Origin of the sequence: Paraburkholderia sp. SIMBA_054, assembly GCF_046534875.1 — a bacterium.
Classification (GTDB): domain Bacteria; phylum Pseudomonadota; class Gammaproteobacteria; order Burkholderiales; family Burkholderiaceae; genus Paraburkholderia; species Paraburkholderia hospita.
This window is the reverse complement of sequence record NZ_JAWRXV010000009.1, coordinates 1-17,532: the sequence shown is the minus strand read 5'-3', so window position 1 is coordinate 17,532 and position 17,532 is coordinate 1. Positions and strand designations below refer to the sequence as shown.

Genomic DNA, 17,532 nt, shown 5'->3' with positions numbered 1-17,532 from the left:
GCAGTCGAGCACGCAGGGGGCGTCATGGCACGGATGAACATCGCGTTGTGCCTCGCCCTCGTCGGTCTGGCATTGCTCGCCGCGTGTGCAACGGCGTCCAGGGAAGCGGCGTTCCGTGCTGAAGAAGTCGAGCTCTTTCGGGCCCGACAGGAAACGAGTATCGCGTGCACCACAGCGCCCGCTTGCGACGATGCATGGGCACGCACGCGAGCATTCATCCAGGCGCATTCGGCCACGCGGATCGTGCAGGCAGACGATGCCGTCATCCAGACTGCGTTTCCCCATGCGTTCGGTTTTGTCTACCTGGCTGCATCGAAAGATGCAGACGGCAATGGCGGCGCTGCCATCCGGCTCAAGGCGATGTGCCGCGGCATGTACGACAGCGACGGCAATGCGGGACCGCTGTATTCGACGTGCGCGAAATCGATCATTTCGGTGGAGGCGCGCTTCAGGGCTTGGTTGCAGCGCCCGGGTAATTGATCCCGGCCCGGCGGAAACAGATGTTTTGCGAACGCGCGTGCCACTCGGAGGCTTCGCCCGCGATGGGCACGCGGCTTTTCGCGTGCTGAGCGCACGAGAGATCGTGATCTGAGTCAAGCGTTGCGCCGAGTCATGGGATAGCCTGATAAGCAGCGGTCGGAATGATCCTGCCACGTCAATCGTCGGACGGCGACTGAAGTCAGAAAGAGAAATCTCCATCTCTCCTTGCGCAATGGTTAACAGTCTCGGATTTTTCACGATCGGCGGCACGGATTCGCATGATGGTATGCGTGCAGTTCGCGCCTGGCGTGTCATTCGCTGGTTCCTGTGCGGATGGAGCCTGCTCGCCATCCCCACCTTTTATGGCGAACTCACAGCGACTTCTCAAGGTACGCTAACGATCGCGCGGAGCGTGTATCTGAGTATGTTCGTGGTCTTCGCGCTCTGCTTGCTGTGGATGCTCCATGCGAGCAAAAAGCCGAAGACCTGGCTTGCGCACAATCGCCTCGATGTGACGATCATGATCGGCGCGGCATTCAGCGCGGGATGGGGCGCGCCGCCTTGGCAAACCGTCGAATGGGTGTTGCGATTGCTCTTCGTGAGCCTCGTCGCGATCCGCATCGTCCTGTCGCTAAAGGGCTTTTTCGCGCCCAACCGGCTCATCGGGCTGTTGATCGCAGGTGCTGGTGTGCTGGCGATGGCCGGCGCGGGATTCCTCTGGCTCGAACCGAGGGTGCACAGCTATGCAGACGGTTTGTGGCTCGCGTTTGAAAGCAGCGCGACGGTCGGTTATGGAGACATCGCGCCGACCACGCCCGCTTCGCGCGTGTTTGCCGTGTTCGTTGTGTTGCTGGGTTACGGCATGCTGTCACTGGTCTTTGCGAGCATTGCGGCTGCGTTCATCGGCAAGGAGGAAAAAGCGCTGCGCCACGAAATGCACCGCGACATCAAACATCTGAACGATGAGATAGGCCAGCTACGCGCGGAGCTTCGGGCGTTGGGCGAAAGCATGATCCCGTCATCCGATGCGGTCGCTGAAGCACGTCGTCCGGCGCCGCGCGATCAACACTGATCGCGCGGCGCCACAACGATCGTCATTTCGGACGGGCGGCTCACTCGCCGCGAAACTGTGAAACGGAGTTCGCCTGCCTGCCGGTCCGTTTTGCGCGCGGTCGCGCATCATTCGCCGCGTTGTTGTCCCTAGGCGGATTCGACACCGGGGCCGCCTTCGTCTGCGCGCCGGTCGTGACAACCGAAGCTGATGGATGCGGGATCGTCGTGCTGCCGTTTGCATTGAAGCATGCACCTGTGACCATGTCGTACAGGCGTTTGCAATACAGCATTGCCTGAGACGTGTAGGCGGGCCACATCAAGGTACCCGCCGCGGCATAGTCAAGCGGGCTTTTGGCGGACGCTGCGCGCATACACATCTCATTCCAGAGCGCCATCCCGTTCGTGAGCGCTTCGGTCTGTGCAGGAGCGAGCGCCTCCCACGCCGCTCCAGACGGCAAGTGGGATGCCGGCACATTTCCCCACCATGATGGCGATGTCGTGCTCTGCATATCGGCGCGAGCGATGTCCATGCCTGTCTCCTTGATTCCCCTGAATCGTCGGTCCCCGACGCGTATTGCCATGCGTACAGCGCCATGGCAACAACGATGCCAACAACCTCACCATCGACTTTAGACCCCGCTTCAACCTGTCCTTTGAGACACATCAAGGCTTTCGTTCCGCGCGCCCGCTTCCGGGCGGCGCACCCCGGGGGCGTACACGTCGAAGACCGTTGATTCAGGTCAACCCGGCAACCTTGCGAGGATCGAACATAGAAGCATGCCTGGCACACACGCCAGCAACGGTACGAGGCACGGCGATGAACAGCAAAATAGCAAGCGATACGGCATCGGCGGCGTTCGAACGGGTGCTGGTTGTCTCCGAAGGAGGCGCGGGCCTCATTCCTTTGACGCGGTTTGCGTTGCGATTTGCCCGTCCCAGCGCCCTGGTGCGTCTTGTCGATGTGATCTGCAATCCCGCCGCGCTCGTTCCAACACTCCTCCTGTCGTACCCGGACTGGAGCGAAGCCCATCGCGCGATGCTGCATGCGGCACAGATACGTCTCGCCCACGCCGCGAATGAAGTGGCAGCATTGGTCACGAGGCCGGAAACGGACCTGATCGACCTCGTCGAGCTGCATCGGCATGCGACCGATGCGTTGAGCGATGCCGCGCAGACGTGGCACGCAGACCTGATCGCCGTCGCCTCGCATCCACGCAGTCATCGCTGGGCGTGCAGGCTCGATCCCGAGGAACTCGTCGCGGCAACCCATTGCCCTGTACTGCATGTACCAACTGCATGGCTCGGCGGCCAGGACGCAGCCGTGGCGCGTGTACTCGTGGCTATCGACGGGTCCGCAGCTTCCATCATGGCGCTGCGTTTCGCGTCGCGCATTGTGCCCAGGGGCGCTACGTTCAACGTGATCTACGTGACGGACGGCCGTTCCGGACTGAGGGATCTGCTGCCGCACAGTTTCTTCCGTCATGACGGGGAGCGCGCGCTGGCCGACGCCGAATCGGTGATGAAGAGCATGTCGATCCCGACAGAAACCGCGATGGTCGAAACAGACCGCGAGTATGACGACGTAGCCAGCGTCATCCTGCGCGAGGCGAGACAGTGGCAGGCCGACCTCGTGGTGATGTCATCCAGCAGTCGACCAATGCTCAAGCATCCACTGCCGGGACATGTCGTGGCGCACACGCTGCGCAATGCCGAGTGTCCCGTGCTCGTCTGTCCGCCGTCGATTGAGCGCCTTACGCGCATCGACCCGGAGAGCGATAGCCAGCAGCAGGCTGCATCGGAAGGCACCATTTCGCCGCCGCCCGTGTTTCTTTGAATTGTCGTTCCTGTCTTCCTTGAGGAGGAGTTCACCATGTACAAGCGGATTATGGTTGCGCTGGACGGCAGCAAGTCGTCTGCGCGCGTGCTGGAAGAGGCCGTGAAGATGGCGAGCCTGACGCGTGGAACCGTTCACGCCGTCTATGTCGTCGACAAGACGCCGCTGTTCAGCTATGGCGGATACTACGACCCGATTGCGCTCGTCGATGCCTTGCGCAAGGATGGCCACGAGGCCCTCAAGAACGCGGAGGCAGCGTGCAAGGAGGCCGGCGTTGCATGCGAGGCGGAATTGATCGAAACCGAACGGCTGTCCGAGGACGTGGCCGAGACGCTTCGACGCTACGCCGGACGTACGGAAACAGAGTTGGCAGTGCTCGGCACGCATGGCCGCCGTGGCGTGCGCCGGGTCGTACTCGGCAGCGTGGCCGAGCGCTTCGTTCGCTTTGCCGACTGTCCCGTGTTGCTCGTACGTGGCGCCGAGTCTGAGCACGAGGCCGGAACGGAGGCCTGACACGCGCGGCTGGCGTGTTGCGCCAGCCATGCCGGGTCGTGCTCGCGTTGACGGGCGTATTCGTGTCTTTGGGTGCATTCGTCTGGACGATTCGCGACGCTGCTCGATCTCACGCTACCCGTCCGATGGGATGATAGTCATGAACATTTCATTTCCCTCATGCTCGCCGGAGTACTGCGCACCTGATCTCGCGCTGGGCTTCACCTCGCTCGTCGACGATCGTCCGGTGCGGTGCTCCATCACAGCAGAAGCGCTTGAAGATCATTTCGGCGCGCGGTCCCCGCGAGAGGAGGACCTGGTGGATGCGTTCGCTGCGCACCGCGTGGAAATCGAGCTTGCCGCGCAACGCCTGCTGAATGAGGTCGGCGGCAAACCCGTGGTGCTACATAGCGGCTATTTCCGCTTTTGCACCTGAGCAGCCTGCACCTGCGCGGTCTGCTCGATCTCGGGCTGCATGAAATCGATCACGGGTTGCCAGAAACCGGTGCAGGAAAATGTCGCGAGCGGCACGGCTGTGTCGAACGGGAACGTAAGCAGCCTTTCTTCGCAGGTCAGCAGGTCAGCTGATGCAACCTGCAGCCGGAGAGTCGAAAGGTCGGCATCGGAAGCATCGCGGGGGACGTGGCTGCGCGCTGCAATGCGTGCTGCGAGGACAGACGGCGCGGCGCGAAAGTCAAGAATGCGAGCGGGTACACCAAACCGGCTCGCCATGGCGAAAAACGCGCTGCGGTGAGCATGCCCGAGAAAGGTTGCATCGACGATTACGCTGTTGCCCGTCAGCAGAATGCGGCGAAGATGCGGGCGATTGATCTGAATCAGTCCGCTCACCCGATTGCGGGTCGAAGCTTTGTTCTTGTGGACCACGCCACGATTCATTTTCAGGAGTTGCGCGATGAAATCAGACCGGCAGTTGAAGAAAGACGTCGAGGAGGAACTCGAATGGGATCCAGCCGTTACTGCGACGGACATCGGAGTTGAGGTGACGGATCGCGTCGTCACGCTCTCCGGACATCCGCCGAGCTACGCGGAAAAACTCGCGGCGGAAAAGGCGGCGCATCGCGTGGCCGGCGTGCGGGCCGTCGTCGTGGAGATGCAGGTGCGGCTGCCCCAAAAGGACGAGCGCACCGATGAAGACATTGGCAGTGCGGTTCACGATATCGTGCACTGGACCGTCGGCCTGCCCGACGATTCGGTCAAGGTTCAGGTCGAGAAAGGTTGGGTGACGTTGACGGGCGTGGTGGACTGGGCGTACCAGAGTCACGTGGTCGCGCGCGCAATCAGTCACATGCGTGGCGTGCGTGGTGTCGCCAACCGGATCGAGGTCCGCGGCAACGTTGCGTCGGAGGACATCGCCACAAAAATCGCGCAGGCCATGCAGCGGCACGCGGAGCGGGAAGTCCGACACATCAGCATCGACGTCAAGGATGGAACGGTGACATTGACGGGCAAGGTCGGTTCTTATGCGGAACGCTCCGTAGCCAGAGGGGCCGCCTGGAGTGCGCCAGGTGTGCGCGCCGTGGTCGACGATATCGTTGTCGAATGACCTGACGCCTGTCGCAGCCGCGACTTCCGCGCGGAGGGCGGCTGCACATAGAAAATGGAGCATGGGATGACTTTGTCGGGAAACGTGCAGGAAGGTGCATGGTCTGTTAACGTGCAGACGGAGCCCGCTGAAGACGGCGGATACCGCTCAAAAATCCAGGTCAGGCATTCGTCGCCGGAAGGTGACTTCGAACATGCCTTTCGCCAGGGAAAAAAATTCAACACCGAACGCGATGCCGTGCTCGACGGCCTGCGCGAAGGGATGACGTGGATCGGGCTCAAGATGGCGCGGACCATCAAGATGTGAAGGCTGGGCGGTATATGCGCAGTTTTGAGCGGATCGCGCGGACGGGGTATTTGTGGTGCTGACGAAACCCAGCGTCGGGCACCTATGTATTCGAGCGATAGCGGCAAGGGCGGCGGCCCGAGCTTGCCACTGTCTCTCTTTCTACAGCCCATCGAGTTCAACCGATTGCTGATAGATGGGCACCTCGCAAGCCCACCCGAATGTCTCTGAGATGCGTCGCCGCATCGCATCTGCGGCCGCCGGCTCGCCATGTGTTACGAAGGTGCGCGTGGGCGGGTCCCGCAGACTCGATAGCCATTGCAGCATTTCACGGTAGTCCGCATGCGCCGACAGCGAAGTGATCGATACGACATTGGCGCGCACGCGAACGTATTCGCCATGCAGCTTGATCGAGCTTTCGTGTGCGGCGAGCGCTGCGCCACGCGTGCCCGCCGCCTGGAATCCGACGAGCGCAATGGTATTGCGCGGATCGGATGCATAGAGGCGCAGGTGATGCAGCACCCGGCCGCCCGTCGCCATTCCGCTACCCGCGATGATCACCATCGGACCGTTGTGAGATGCAATCGCCTTTGACTGTTCGACGGTTCGGGTCATGATCGCCACCTTGTCCATCGCATTCGCATCGGACAGGGTCAGTCGATGTTCGTCGAGGTGCTTCCGGTAGACATCCGTGACGCTTGTCGCCATCGGGCTGTCGAGGTACACGGGCACATTTGCCATGCGACCCTCCTCTTTCAGCTTCGAAATGTAATAGAGGATTTCCTGGGTGCGTCCGACCGCGAAGCATGGCATCACGACTACACCGCCGTTCGCAAAGGTCTTGCTGAACAGCTGCGCAAGCTCGTCTTCGGGCTCAGTGTCTGGGTGCAGGCGGTCGCCGTACGTCGATTCGACGACGAGATAGTCCGCGTGCGCCAGCGGTGTGGGAGCGCGCATGATCGGATCTTCTGGGCGTCCCACGTCCCCTGAGAACGCAAGCACCTTGTGATTGCGGCACACGACAACGCTTCCCGCGCCGAGGATGTGGCCCACGGGCAGAAACCGGAACGAGATGCCATGCCGCAACTCGACGGGGGTGTCGAAAGGGCGCGGCACGAAGAGATGCAGCGCACGTTCCGCGTCTTCCAGCGTATACAGCGGCAGCGCCGGGCGATGTTTCGAGAACCCATGCCGGTTCGCGAAATCCGCTTCTTCTTCCTGCAGCCTCGCGCTGTCGCGCAGCATGATTTCGCACAGCGCAGCGGTCCCTGGCGTGCAATACACGTGACCACGAAAGCCGTTGCGCACGAGCAATGGCAGATAGCCGCTGTGATCGATATGTGCGTGGGTCAGTATCACGGCGTCGATCGAGTCCGCCGGGACAGGCAGCGGCACCCAGTTGCGCATCCGCAGATTCTTGACGCCCTGAAAAAGCCCGCAATCGACGAGAATCCGCACGCCGGGTTCTTCCAGCAGATACTTCGAGCCGGTCACGGTTTCGCTCGCACCGAGAAAGGTCAGGTTCATCGCTCCTCCACGGACAGATACATGTTCACAAGCTCAATTGCATCCGATATGGCTGTGATGCCATTGATCCAGGTCATCAACGGGTCGCGCAAGTGGCTCAATTGAAAACGCTGGCGCGTGCGAGTGCCGGCTTGACTTGCGTCAATCGCGGGCCCGTCGCGGGTGTTAGCTTGGTGTAACCGATAGATGTGCTGGAGACGGCAATGGTCAGGTTGCTCGCGCTCGGATGTGGATTCATTGCGCTGGTCGGCGTGGTTGCGCTTGCCGTGATGTACTACATCATCTGGAAAAACGCCGACTGATCGGCCACTGCGCGCACTTTTCAGGCAGTCGCTGCCGGAGGCAGTCAGCACGAATGATGTGCGCCTGCTGGCGAGAGGCACCGTGCCGCGTGATCTGCGGTATGCGAATCCATACGGGTGGGCCGTCGCGGGTTTTGCGCTGGTCGCGCTTTGCGTGCTGCTGATGGTGCCCGCGATAGCGCGTGTCTTTGGTCTGCACGCGGTTCTGGCATGGCCGGACTGATCGCAGCCGAAGGGATATGGGTGAGGCGACTGACGTGAAGTATCTGTTGTTCCTGTTCGCCGCGGTGTTCGTGTTGAACCTGATTCCCGCGTTTGCGCCGCCGACCTGGCTCGCGATGTCCTGGATCGGGTTCCAGCGTCCCGAAGCCAATCCCTTCCTGATCGCGCTCGTCGCGGCCTGCGCGGCGACTTGTGCGCGTCTGGTGCTCGCGCGCAGCGCGGGACGGTTGGTGCGCAGCAGATGGCTGCGCGAGCCGGACCGCGAGAATATCGACATACTGAAGTCACGTCTAAGCCGGCACAGGGCCGCGACGGCGGGCGCCATTCTGCTGTACGCGTTCAGTCCACTACCGTCGAATTACCTCTTCATCGCGTATGGGCTGATGCGCGCGAATCTCTGGCTAATAGGCGTGCCTTTCTTCGTCGGGCGTGTGGCGAGTTATGCGGCATGGGCCAGTCTCGCGCAGTGGGTGCACGGTTTTATTGATCCAGAGTCTGAGTTCGAGGGCACGTTTTTCAGCCTTTATTTCATAGCCTCACAACTCGCTACGATCGGACTGGTTGTGCTCTTCGTCCGCCTGGACTGGAGCTTGCTGCTTCACAAGCGCAGATTGCGGCTGCGGCCTTCCCGTTGGCGAAGGGAAGGCGTAGAGGAGCGCGCGAGCAAAGACCGGCCGTCAGCGCGAAAGAAGGCGCCGTAGAAACGGCGCCAGCCGTCATGTTCCGGCTAAGCCGACGTTGCTTCGCCGCTACGCGCAAGCAGAACCGGCGTATCCACGAGCCGCGCGGTGCGGGCGGCCACGCTGCCGAGAAGCCACCGCGCGATACCGCGTCTGCCATGCGTGCCGAGAACGAGCAGGTCGCCATTCCACTCCGCTGTGTCCCGTACGATCGCGTGCGGAACATCGTCGTGGGTGGTAAGCGTCTTGATCAAGGCAGTCTCCGCGGTGCGGCCCTGATCGGCGCAGATGCGGGCCGCGCGCTCGAGGGCAGTGCAACCCTGCTCCAGATACGCACTTTCCAACGTCTCGGCGGCACGGCCATCGAACAGGTGGACTGCCCGGTCCACGACGTAGACCGTGCGCAGCAGGGTATCTGGGGTAGCTATCTGGAGACCCGTCTGCAAACCGGCGAGTGAGCAGGCGCTGCCATCCAGTGCAAAGACCATACGCGCGGGTGGCCGGTCCGTAGGAACACGGCAATCCTCTGGCACGAGCAGCAAAGAGCAGGTCGCGCGCCGCGCCACCGGCTCCGATACGGTGCCTTCGATCCAGCGCAACAGTCCATGATGATGCCGCATGCCCATCACGAGCAGGTCCGCATTCCATTGCGATGCGGTAGCGAGCAATGCATCGGCCGTATCGCCGCTATGCACGGAGAGATCGACCAGTCCAAACTCCAACTCTATCCCGGCGAACATCGCTTCGATTTTCGCAAGGGCGGCGCGAGCATCGCCGACGATCTCATCTCTCGCCGCGGCAAGAAAGCCTTGAGTCGTCGCGCCGAGCGGAAACAGCGTGTGCGGGTTCTGGGCAACCGTCACCAGCCTGATTTGTGCACGGCCGGCGAACAATGCTTTTGCATATTCGGCTGCGCGCAGTGTCGCCTCCGAATCATCCACGGCCAGCATGACGCGCTGAAACGCGCTCTGGGGGGCCGAACCAGCATTCGATGTTTGCGCCATGGTGCTTCTCCGTTCAGGCTGCACTTGATGTATAGATTCTCCATTTGGCAAAACGTGCCCGATTGATCCTGGTCAAGTTCTCGTGCACCACACCGCGCCCGTACTTTCGTCAGACGAGTTCGCCGCCACGCGGTGAGATTGATATCGATCTATTCCACCCGACTTGCGCACGCTACGCTGAAAGCTTGGAGTATTCGGCCTGACGCAGCTCACGCTCGGCGTCGACCGCGATTCGGCCGAACTTTTGGCTAGAGAAGTCAGCTGGTATGGAGGGCGGGGCAAGGGGTTTTGCCCAGATCAACTCAGTCCGAAACGTCTGATGAACAACGTTTTCATCAAATGTGTGAGCATCGTATAACCGAGAAGAATCAACATCAGAGCCGGCCAATACGCCCACGGCAAGGGGGTAAACCCGAGTACGCGGCCAATCGATGTGAACGGCAGTACGACGCCTGCCGCGGCAACGAGCAGGGTCGTTGCGAGCAGCGCTGGACTGGCGCTGCTTTCGATAAACGGCACCTTGGCAGTGCGGATGATGTGAATGATGAGTGTCTGCGTAATCACCGATTCGACAAACCAGCCGGTCTGAAACAGAGCCGGGTTGTCCCACGCGTCGAAGATGCGCAGCATCATGAAATAGGTGGCGTAGTCGAACAGCGAACTCACCGGACCCATCAATAGCATGAACTTCATGATATTTCCGAGATCCCAACGTCGCGGCGCGCTCAGATACTCCGGGTCGACGTTGTCGGTTGGTATGGCCGTCTGCGAGAAGTCGTAGAGCAGATTGTTCGTGAGTACCTGAATGGGTGCCATCGGAAGGAATGGCAACAAGATGCTGGCGCCGAGTACGCTGAACATATTGCCGAAGTTCGAACTCGCACCCATCTTGATGTATTTGGTGATATTGCCGAATACCTTCCGTCCTTCCAGAACCCCTTCACCGAGTACTGCAAGGCTCTTCTCGAGCAGGATGATGTCTGCCGACTCCTTTGCGATGTCGACGGCGCTGTCGACCGACACGCCCACATCGGACGCCTTGAGCGCGGGACCGTCGTTGATGCCATCACCGAGGAAGCCCACAACGTGCCCCTTGCTGTGGAGTGCGTCGACGATCGCTGCCTTCTGCGAAGGCGATACCTTTGCAAAAACAGACACCTGTTCTGCCAGTTCGGCCAGTTCAGCGGGGGCGAGCGATTCGATCTCTCTGCCGAGCACGATCCTGTCGACAGTGATGCCGACCTCATGACAGATCTTGCGAGTTACACGGTCGTTGTCCCCGGTGAGTATCTTGACCTGCACGCCGCTGGCCTTCAATGCCGCGAGCGCCGCCGCGGCGGTCTCCTTCGGTGGATCGAGAAACGCAATGAAGCCAAGCAGCGTCAACCCGGACTCATCGGCGACGGAATAAGTGGTCTGATCGGGCGGCATTTCCTTATATGCGACTGCCACCACGCGAAAGCCATCGGCGTTGAGCGCGTCGGTAATGTCCTTCGTAGCGGCGTAGTGGCTTTCATCGAGCACGCCCGTTTCGCCATCTATTGCGAAGCGTGTGCAAACAGAGAACATCTCTTCGACCGCGCCCTTCGCGATCACGATATGAGCGCCATCGTCCCGCGCGAGGACGACGGACATTCGCCTGCGCTCGAAATCGAAGGGCATCTCGTCGATCTTGATGTAGTTCTCGTGTGCCTTTAGCTGCTCATGAAGTTCGACGTGCTTCAACACGGCCACATCGAGCAGATTTTTTAGACCCGATTGATGTGCGCTATTCAGATAGGCATATTCGAGCACACGATCCGATTCATTGCCATGAATGTCGAGATGCCGTTTGAGGATGATCTTGTCCTGAGTGAGCGTTCCCGTCTTGTCGGTGCATAACACATCCAGCGCGCCGAAATTCTGAATCGCGTTCAGGCGCTTCACGATTACCTTCTTGCGAGACATGTCCATTGCGCCTTTGGCGAGATTGACTGTCACGATCATCGGTAGCATTTCGGGCGTGAGTCCCACGGCGACTGCGACGGCGAAAAGCAGCGCGTCAAACCAGTTTCCTTTCGTCACACCATTTATGACGAGAACGAGGGGAGCCATGACCAGAATGAAGCGGATCATCAGCCACGTGAACCGCGTGACACCTTTGTCGAAACTGGTTTGCACGCGCTGCTCCGCCACTACGTCGGCAATATGGCCGAATATTGTTGTCTTGCCGGTCGATATGACGACTCCACAACCCACGCCACTGATGATCGCAGTGCCCATGAAACAGACATTCGACAACTCAAACTCGGAATCCACAGGTGTCGGGCAAGGCTGTGCAGACTTTTCAAACGGCATCGACTCTCCTGTCAACGCCGACTGGTTCACGAACAGGTCGCGTGCGGAGATCAGTCGCAGATCAGCGGGTACCATGTCCCCCGCTGACAGCAAAACGACGTCACCGGGAACAATCTGCTCGATGGGTATTTCGGTTTGAGTCGATCCGTGTTCTTTCGTTTGCCGCATCACCGTTGCAGTCGTGCGCACCATCTTGCGGAGCGCGTCTGCGGCCTTATTCGACCGATGTTCCTGGATGAAACTGAGTGACGTGCTGAGAACAACCATAACGCCAATCATGATCGCAGCACGCGGATCGCCGAGCGCGTAAGACGCGATCGCGAGCGCGAGAAGCAGCAGGTTCAGCGGATTGATGGTCCTTGCCGTGAGTTCGCCGATGAGTGTGTGGTGTGCTTCATGAAGCACACGATTGGGACCTGAGAGGCGAAAACGACGGTTGGCTTCCTCGTCTTCGAGACCGGCCTTCAGGCTGTGCAGTCGATCCAACGCTTCCTCTGGGGAAAGACGCGCGAGTTCGACGAGCGCACCCGTGCCTGCATGCGCCTGGTGAGCCACGCTTCGCGACGTACATCGCAAGCGTGCCAACAACGATAGGGCTTCTCGGGTGCTGTGTTTGCTGGCTGTTTGCATCTGGGCACGTTGTCCCTGAATGAGCATCGACCGTTTCAATCGGAAAAGATCACGTTCACCGTTTTTCGAGCTCGTGACCGGTACGGTCAAAGCTTGAGGTCGACATATCAGGATCCGGTTGACTTACGTCAATCGTGGCGCTGTATTGCCATCTCACTATCAACGTCACATCGGCGCGAGACACCCGGCGCAGCGTAGTCAGACAGCGTCGATGCCCGCAGAGAAGCGCGATTCTTCGTGTAAACCCGGGCGCAAGAAATCGTTTGCCGTAAGAACCGGGTAAGCGGGGTCTCTTAATGTACTACTGAGCGCATTAGAAGAACGACGCATCGAACCCCATGCGCGAATGCATTGCACCACATCCCTATCAGGACACGAGGTGCGTATAGATGCCCCTCGTCACGACCACGGCCGGAAGAGGGCGCTTGTCAGTCGGCGAAAGCTGCCCATGCAGGAGACGAAGATGGATCTGAAACTCGCAGAGAAGATCAAATCGAGCGCGGCATACCGTGAACTGGTGCGAAAACGCTCAAGACTTGGGTGGATGCTGACCGCCCTCGTGTTGGTCGTCTATTACGGCTATGTTCTGTTGATCGCCTTCGACAAACAGTTTCTTGCTGCAAAGATGGGCGCGGGCGTGATGACGTGGGGAATGCCGATCGGACTGTTCGTCATCGTGTTCACGGTGGTCGTCACGGGGTTCTACGTGCGTCGCGCCAACAGCACATACGACCAACTTACCGAGCAGATCAAGCGGGAGGCCGCATGAACGCACGACGTCTTCTCGCACTCACGGCTCTTTCTGTCATCTCATCGCGTTGTTTCGCCGCTGGCGCAGACATGGGGCAGACGGTCAAACAGGCGACCAACTGGACCGCAATCACGATGTTCGTCGTATTCGTGGTCGCGACACTCTTCATCACCAAATGGGCGGCAAAAAGGACGCGCTCCGCTGCCGAGTTTTACACAGCGGGTGGTGGCATCACCGGCTTTCAGAACGGACTTGCGATCGCCGGCGACTTCATGTCGGCTGCTTCGTTCCTGGGCATATCGGCGGCCGTCTATGCAAACGGCTATGACGGTCTGATCTATTCGATCGGCTTTCTGGTGGGCTGGCCGATCATCACTTTCCTGATGGCCGAAAGGCTGCGCAATCTCGGCAGGTTCACGTTCGCCGACGTGGCGGCATATCGCTTCAAGCAGGCCCCGGTCCGCGCGTTTGCCGCTTCGGGCACGCTCGTTGTCGTGGCGTTTTATCTGATCGCGCAGATGGTGGGTGCAGGCCAGTTGATCAAATTGCTGTTTGGTCTCGAGTACTGGGTCGCCGTGGTGATCGTGGGCGCGCTCATGATGGTTTACGTTCTCTTCGGTGGCATGACGGCAACCACCTGGGTGCAAATCATCAAGGCATGCTTGCTCCTTGCGGGTGCTTCCTTCATGGCGTTCATGGTGCTGTGGCAGTTTCATTTCAGCCCCGAAGCGCTGTTCGCGAAGGCCGTCGAGGTGCACGAGAAGAAGGCGTCCATCATGGGCCCCGGCAATTTCATCAAGGATCCGATATCGGCGATTTCGTTCGGAATCGCGCTGATGTTCGGCACAGCGGGGCTGCCGCATATCCTGATGCGCTTCTTTACCGTGCCGAATGCGAAAGAAGCGCGCAAGTCCGTGTTCTGGGCGACGACATGGATCGGCTACTTCTATATTCTGACCTTCATCATTGGCTTCGGCGCGATCGTGCTGGTGAGCACGAATCCCGTCTTCAAGGACGCTGCGGGCAAACTGCTGGGCGGGACAAACATGGCTGCTGTGCATCTCGCGAGTGCTGTGGGCGGCAACGTGTTTCTTGGTTTTATTTCGGCTGTTGCGTTTGCGACGATCCTTGCCGTCGTCGCGGGTCTCACCCTCGCCGGCGCATCCGCTGTGTCGCACGATCTGTATGCGACCGTCTTCAAGCACGGTAAGGCATCGAGTGTGAACGAGCTGTTTGTTTCGCGTGTCACGACGGTCGTGCTGGGTATTGTCGCTGTCGTGCTTGGGATCGTCTTCGAGAAGCAGAACATCGCTTTCATGGTTTCACTGGCTTTCGCCGTTGCGGCGTCGGCCAACTTCCCTGTGCTGTTCATGTCCGTCCTTTGGCGCGGCTGTACGACGCGAGGCGCGACGATAGGCGGCTTTCTCGGGCTGATTTCGGCCGTGTTGCTGACGGTCCTCTCGAAAGCAGTATGGGTGGACGTGTTCCATTTTGCGAGCGCGCCTTTTCCTTACGCGTCGCCAGCACTCTTTTCGATGGCGATGGGCTTCGGCGGCATCTGGCTCTTCTCGGTGACGGACAAGTCCGCTCGCGGGCGCATTGATCAGGCCGGATTCGAGGCGCAGTCGATACGCTCGGAGACCGGCATAGGAGCGGTGGAGGGCGCGAGTCACTAAACCGTAACTTGCGAGCGTTTTTGAGGTGAGGTGGATGCGTGGTTATCAGATGTGAAACGACTCTCGCGAAACTCTGATCAAGTGAGCTGTCCTCCGCGTCGTCGAAAGCTACACTATTCGCGACCTTCGCAGGCGGCAGCGCCACGCATCCCCTTGGAGTGCACGGGTCGCCGGCGTTGCCGTATCCGGTGGGGCGGATAGTGAGTGCGTTTGCCTAGCCGGAATGGCACCGGAGAATCTACGGAATTTTGCTCGAAAGCTAGATGCGGAAACTGTGCCTCCGCAGTTGGTGGCGAGATCTGAAACCATTGAATCGGATCGAGGACGCTTGCGTACCCGAAGATGGTTCAAGGCTCTTCTGCGCCCTTGAACTCGACATGGTGCCGATGCCCATCGGTTCGATACCGTTCGAATGCGGCGGATATATACCAGCCCGAGTGTCGTTCTGATCACCGGGGCGGCGAAACTACTGCGTCGTTATTCTGCGGGCCGCCTTGCACGTACGGGCAGCCGGATCACGTCGACGTGACCTGGCAAGTCCCCTGCCAATTCGTTTTCCGTGTAGCTGACATACAGTACGGTCAGGCGGTTCGGGTCCAGAATCCGGAATATGTGCAGGAAGCGGAAAATCGGGTCCACCGTTGCGTCGAAGACCTGGGCTTGGCGAGGAACCTTGTTCGGCGTGTCCAGCGTGCGCACTTGATGGCAGGAGACTTCAACATCAGGCGTAGGCGTTGGCGGAGCGCTACCGCCCAGACCGTTCTCGTCGTGCGATCTCGAAACGTAACAGGTAACGCCTTTCAGGAGCGGATCGTCATACGCGGATACTCTGATCTGCCCGCCGTAACGATGCGAGTGAGTTGCGATTTTCGCCAATTCCTCTCCTTGAACAGGGAGCGTTACGTACGACACCAGTATTGTCAAAATCCAGGGAATCGAAAAGTGGCGTCTCATGACGTGTCTCCTACGCCTGCATGGAATGCCAGACGCGAATCTCTTGATTGATTGTTGAGTTGTTTGAACCAGATTACGAGCACACGTCTAGCCGTCATTGACCGAAGTCAACGGGAGGTCGATTGCACCACGTCATAACTTCGCCGAAACGGATCCAGTTGGGTTTTGCGATGAGGCAGATTTCCAAGCCGCCCCCGGCGGACAATCTCGGCGACATTCTTCGCGTCCCCGGATTGTGCATATGCATGCCATTGGCCACGCTAGCCGTCCCGTGGTTGCGGATCCCGTCCTCGTAAGAATCCTGTATCCAGAGAAAAGCTCGGCCCACGCCCGTTGCGTTGACGGATGTCAAACACACTATTGAGCCGCATCGTCGGCCGTCAACGGGCCCGCTAACTCCGTCGCCCACGTTTGCCCTACGTTCGTTTGTTCCACTGCGGTCTTTCGATCGCCATCCAGCTACTTGATTCAGGTCAACCCTGGCAGTCCGGACGGCCGTACATTCATCGGTAATAGCATGTGAGTGGACTGCATCAACGCGTTCTGCTGTTCGCGTCTTCATGCTGCAAACGCGTTGCAAAAGTGAGGTAAGAAGTTCTGGAGGTGCCTGCTGCGTTCTGTCGTGACCGGCTTTGTTCCGAATTGACTTCAGCTAACTTCGTTTCACCCAAACTTCAACCGTAGAGGAAATGATGAATGCAACATCCCCGTCAGAAGTCCCCGTCGCGGCGACGGCCGACGATATCCGGAAGATCATCGGGCCTTTCGAGGACGATGTCGTGGTGAAGATCATGAAAAATGAGCCCACGGTTGACGATGTCAGGCACGCCTATTCCTGGCTCCGATCAGACGAGTACCTCCAGCGACACCTAAAGCATAATCTGGGCGCGGGGGCCGCCAACGTCTTTGAAATCCTTGCTGACGAATATCCGGAACTGGGCGATTCTGTGTTGTGACTGGCTGCCGTGCCGCCGAGCGCTATTTCGCGAAAGTTTTGGCGACGAGGTGATTTCCTTGCGTCGAGTGCTCGAAGTAGCGTCGCTGCAGAGTGCACGGGTCGAAACGGAAGGATTGGATGGGGTGGAGCCAGTGGAACGGGGCGCGCAGAGTTCGGCCCGAACAGTTCAGATTCATTGGCTAGCCGTTACCTCGACGAACATGGCGACCTGATGGTTGAAGACCACGTGCAAGTTCACATGAACATGCTGTTTGGGGCCATCCCGACGGGAACAGCAATGCATTACTCGATCTATAGATTTAAACGCGTATCGGACTGACCGGCGCAATTTGCGACTACCAATGCGACGGATAGTCGGATGGAGATAGGGGGAATTTCTTGCGTTCGTTTGTCTGGTGAATCATTCGACCCCGATTCGTTTAATTTCGTCAGAGGTTCGTCGCGTGAATGAGAAGTCACGATGGAAAAAAATATTTTTCCGATTCCTCTTGACGTCGCGTGTCGGGTGGCTCAGAATTCGCCTCCCTCGTTGCTGAGGACGCGAAAAAGCAAGGCGCTTCCCGCGGATGTTCTTTAACAATCAACAGCCGATAAGTGTGGGTGCTCGATGGCGGCGCGCGGTGGTTTTCGAACTGCCGAATAGCGAAAGTAATCGAGTCTCACACGGAAGTAATTGAGGAAGGTTCGACGGATTGAGAAATTCGACCGAATCATTCGTCAGTGATTTTGAGTGAGCGACCGGTTGGTAAAACAACCGAAAAACAGTAACAGGTTTGAACTGAA

At 59.2% G+C, this 17,532-nt stretch carries 19 protein-coding genes; 12 read left to right on the top strand and 7 right to left on the bottom strand.

Translation table 11 applies throughout. The features are described from left to right. The first annotated feature begins 24 nt into the window (after nucleotides 1-24). Both SB822_RS12975 and SB822_RS12970 read left to right on the top strand, forming a co-directional pair. Nucleotides 25-480, top strand: a complete 456-nt coding sequence (locus SB822_RS12975) for a hypothetical protein (protein WP_007587068.1) — start codon at nucleotides 25-27, stop codon at nucleotides 478-480. 232 nt (nucleotides 481-712) lie between these two features. Then, nucleotides 713-1,552 (top strand): potassium channel family protein, encoded by an 840-nt coding sequence (locus SB822_RS12970; RefSeq protein ID WP_201762712.1) that lies wholly within the window; start codon nucleotides 713-715, stop codon nucleotides 1,550-1,552. 40 nt (nucleotides 1,553-1,592) lie between these two features. On the opposite strand, the gene SB822_RS12965 is transcribed toward SB822_RS12970, so the two are convergent. Further along, nucleotides 1,593-2,063, bottom strand: a complete 471-nt coding sequence (locus tag SB822_RS12965; protein WP_410854861.1) for a hypothetical protein — start codon at nucleotides 2,061-2,063, stop codon at nucleotides 1,593-1,595. 287 nt (nucleotides 2,064-2,350) lie between these two features. On the opposite strand from SB822_RS12965, the gene SB822_RS12960 reads away from it, so the two are divergent. The 3 genes from SB822_RS12960 (at nucleotide 2,351) to SB822_RS12950 (ending at nucleotide 4,295) form a co-directional block, all read left to right on the top strand. Next, nucleotides 2,351-3,367 carry a universal stress protein gene (locus tag SB822_RS12960; RefSeq protein ID WP_410854860.1) on the top strand — a complete coding sequence of 339 codons (1,017 nt, stop codon included), beginning with the start codon at nucleotides 2,351-2,353 and terminating at the stop codon, nucleotides 3,365-3,367. A 36-nt stretch (nucleotides 3,368-3,403) separates the two neighbouring features. Beyond that, entirely contained in the window at nucleotides 3,404-3,880 is a 477-nt protein-coding gene (locus tag SB822_RS12955) for a universal stress protein (protein WP_079500384.1), read from the top strand. 139 nt (nucleotides 3,881-4,019) lie between these two features. Beyond that, the gene (locus SB822_RS12950) at nucleotides 4,020-4,295 is read left to right on the top strand and encodes a DUF1488 domain-containing protein (RefSeq protein ID WP_410854859.1); all 276 of its coding nucleotides are present in this window, start codon (nucleotides 4,020-4,022) and stop codon (nucleotides 4,293-4,295) included. Here SB822_RS12950 and SB822_RS12945 read toward each other — a convergent pair. Continuing rightward, complete coding sequence (locus tag SB822_RS12945; protein WP_410854858.1) at nucleotides 4,274-4,744, bottom strand: ATP-binding protein; 471 nt, start codon at nucleotides 4,742-4,744, stop codon at nucleotides 4,274-4,276. The genes SB822_RS12950 and SB822_RS12945 overlap by 22 nt on opposite strands. A gap of 28 nt (nucleotides 4,745-4,772) precedes the next feature. On the opposite strand from SB822_RS12945, the gene SB822_RS12940 reads away from it, so the two are divergent. Beyond that, nucleotides 4,773-5,423, top strand: a complete 651-nt coding sequence (locus SB822_RS12940) for a BON domain-containing protein (protein ID WP_007587061.1) — start codon at nucleotides 4,773-4,775, stop codon at nucleotides 5,421-5,423. Between the two features lie 66 nt (nucleotides 5,424-5,489). Beyond that, the gene (locus SB822_RS12935) at nucleotides 5,490-5,729 is read left to right on the top strand and encodes a hypothetical protein (protein ID WP_007587060.1); all 240 of its coding nucleotides are present in this window, start codon (nucleotides 5,490-5,492) and stop codon (nucleotides 5,727-5,729) included. A 141-nt stretch (nucleotides 5,730-5,870) separates the two neighbouring features. On the opposite strand, the gene SB822_RS12930 is transcribed toward SB822_RS12935, so the two are convergent. Beyond that, on the bottom strand, nucleotides 5,871-7,235 hold the full coding sequence (locus SB822_RS12930) for an MBL fold metallo-hydrolase RNA specificity domain-containing protein (RefSeq protein WP_410854857.1): 1,365 nt from the start codon (nucleotides 7,233-7,235) through the stop codon (nucleotides 5,871-5,873). A 384-nt stretch (nucleotides 7,236-7,619) separates the two neighbouring features. Between SB822_RS12930 and SB822_RS12925 the strand changes: the two genes are divergently transcribed. Both SB822_RS12925 and SB822_RS12920 read left to right on the top strand, forming a co-directional pair. After that, complete coding sequence (locus tag SB822_RS12925) at nucleotides 7,620-7,760, top strand: hypothetical protein (protein ID WP_410854856.1); 141 nt, start codon at nucleotides 7,620-7,622, stop codon at nucleotides 7,758-7,760. A gap of 16 nt (nucleotides 7,761-7,776) precedes the next feature. Then, the gene (locus SB822_RS12920; protein WP_410854855.1) at nucleotides 7,777-8,460 is read left to right on the top strand and encodes a hypothetical protein; all 684 of its coding nucleotides are present in this window, start codon (nucleotides 7,777-7,779) and stop codon (nucleotides 8,458-8,460) included. Between the two features lie 26 nt (nucleotides 8,461-8,486). Here SB822_RS12920 and SB822_RS12915 read toward each other — a convergent pair whose 3' ends face one another. Next, nucleotides 8,487-9,443, bottom strand: a complete 957-nt coding sequence (locus tag SB822_RS12915; RefSeq protein ID WP_007587056.1) for a universal stress protein — start codon at nucleotides 9,441-9,443, stop codon at nucleotides 8,487-8,489. 297 nt (nucleotides 9,444-9,740) lie between these two features. Further along, complete coding sequence (gene mgtA / locus SB822_RS12910) at nucleotides 9,741-12,410, bottom strand: magnesium-translocating P-type ATPase (protein ID WP_410854854.1); 2,670 nt, start codon at nucleotides 12,408-12,410, stop codon at nucleotides 9,741-9,743. 463 nt (nucleotides 12,411-12,873) lie between these two features. Here mgtA and SB822_RS12905 point away from each other — a divergent pair, with 463 nt between their 5' ends. Further along, nucleotides 12,874-13,179, top strand: coding sequence for a DUF485 domain-containing protein (locus SB822_RS12905; protein ID WP_007733892.1), 306 nt, complete (start codon nucleotides 12,874-12,876; stop codon nucleotides 13,177-13,179). Further along, complete coding sequence (locus tag SB822_RS12900; protein ID WP_410854853.1) at nucleotides 13,176-14,837, top strand: cation acetate symporter; 1,662 nt, start codon at nucleotides 13,176-13,178, stop codon at nucleotides 14,835-14,837. The genes SB822_RS12905 and SB822_RS12900 overlap by 4 nt, the downstream gene beginning before the upstream one ends. Before the next feature lie 477 nt (nucleotides 14,838-15,314). On the opposite strand, the gene SB822_RS12895 is transcribed toward SB822_RS12900, so the two are convergent. Further along, nucleotides 15,315-15,791, bottom strand: a complete 477-nt coding sequence (locus SB822_RS12895) for a CreA family protein (RefSeq protein WP_007587052.1) — start codon at nucleotides 15,789-15,791, stop codon at nucleotides 15,315-15,317. Nucleotides 15,792-16,480: 689 nt separating this feature from the next. Between SB822_RS12895 and SB822_RS12890 the strand changes: the two genes are divergently transcribed. Then, complete coding sequence (locus SB822_RS12890; RefSeq protein WP_410854852.1) at nucleotides 16,481-16,747, top strand: hypothetical protein; 267 nt, start codon at nucleotides 16,481-16,483, stop codon at nucleotides 16,745-16,747. Nucleotides 16,748-17,329: 582 nt separating this feature from the next. Here the strand turns inward: SB822_RS12890 and SB822_RS12885 are convergent. After that, a partial coding sequence (locus SB822_RS12885; protein ID WP_410854851.1) for a hypothetical protein occupies nucleotides 17,330-17,532 on the bottom strand: 203 nt, incomplete at its 5' end.

Coding starts and splice junctions, on each gene's coding strand:
- SB822_RS12965 (WP_410854861.1), bottom strand. CDS start 2,063: ATGGACATCGCTCGCGCCGATATGCAGAGCACGACATCGCCATCATGG.
- SB822_RS12950 (WP_410854859.1), top strand. CDS start 4,020: ATGAACATTTCATTTCCCTCATGCTCGCCGGAGTACTGCGCACCTGAT.
- SB822_RS12905 (WP_007733892.1), top strand. CDS start 12,874: ATGGATCTGAAACTCGCAGAGAAGATCAAATCGAGCGCGGCATACCGT.
- SB822_RS12900 (WP_410854853.1), top strand. CDS start 13,176: ATGAACGCACGACGTCTTCTCGCACTCACGGCTCTTTCTGTCATCTCA.
- SB822_RS12890 (WP_410854852.1), top strand. CDS start 16,481: ATGATGAATGCAACATCCCCGTCAGAAGTCCCCGTCGCGGCGACGGCC.
- SB822_RS12960 (WP_410854860.1), top strand. CDS start 2,351: ATGAACAGCAAAATAGCAAGCGATACGGCATCGGCGGCGTTCGAACGG.
- SB822_RS12915 (WP_007587056.1), bottom strand. CDS start 9,443: ATGGCGCAAACATCGAATGCTGGTTCGGCCCCCCAGAGCGCGTTTCAG.
- SB822_RS12895 (WP_007587052.1), bottom strand. CDS start 15,791: ATGAGACGCCACTTTTCGATTCCCTGGATTTTGACAATACTGGTGTCG.
- mgtA (WP_410854854.1), bottom strand. CDS start 12,410: ATGCAAACAGCCAGCAAACACAGCACCCGAGAAGCCCTATCGTTGTTG.
- SB822_RS12935 (WP_007587060.1), top strand. CDS start 5,490: ATGACTTTGTCGGGAAACGTGCAGGAAGGTGCATGGTCTGTTAACGTG.
- SB822_RS12970 (WP_201762712.1), top strand. CDS start 713: ATGGTTAACAGTCTCGGATTTTTCACGATCGGCGGCACGGATTCGCAT.
- SB822_RS12930 (WP_410854857.1), bottom strand. CDS start 7,235: ATGAACCTGACCTTTCTCGGTGCGAGCGAAACCGTGACCGGCTCGAAG.
- SB822_RS12955 (WP_079500384.1), top strand. CDS start 3,404: ATGTACAAGCGGATTATGGTTGCGCTGGACGGCAGCAAGTCGTCTGCG.
- SB822_RS12975 (WP_007587068.1), top strand. CDS start 25: ATGGCACGGATGAACATCGCGTTGTGCCTCGCCCTCGTCGGTCTGGCA.
- SB822_RS12920 (WP_410854855.1), top strand. CDS start 7,777: ATGGGTGAGGCGACTGACGTGAAGTATCTGTTGTTCCTGTTCGCCGCG.
- SB822_RS12940 (WP_007587061.1), top strand. CDS start 4,773: ATGAAATCAGACCGGCAGTTGAAGAAAGACGTCGAGGAGGAACTCGAA.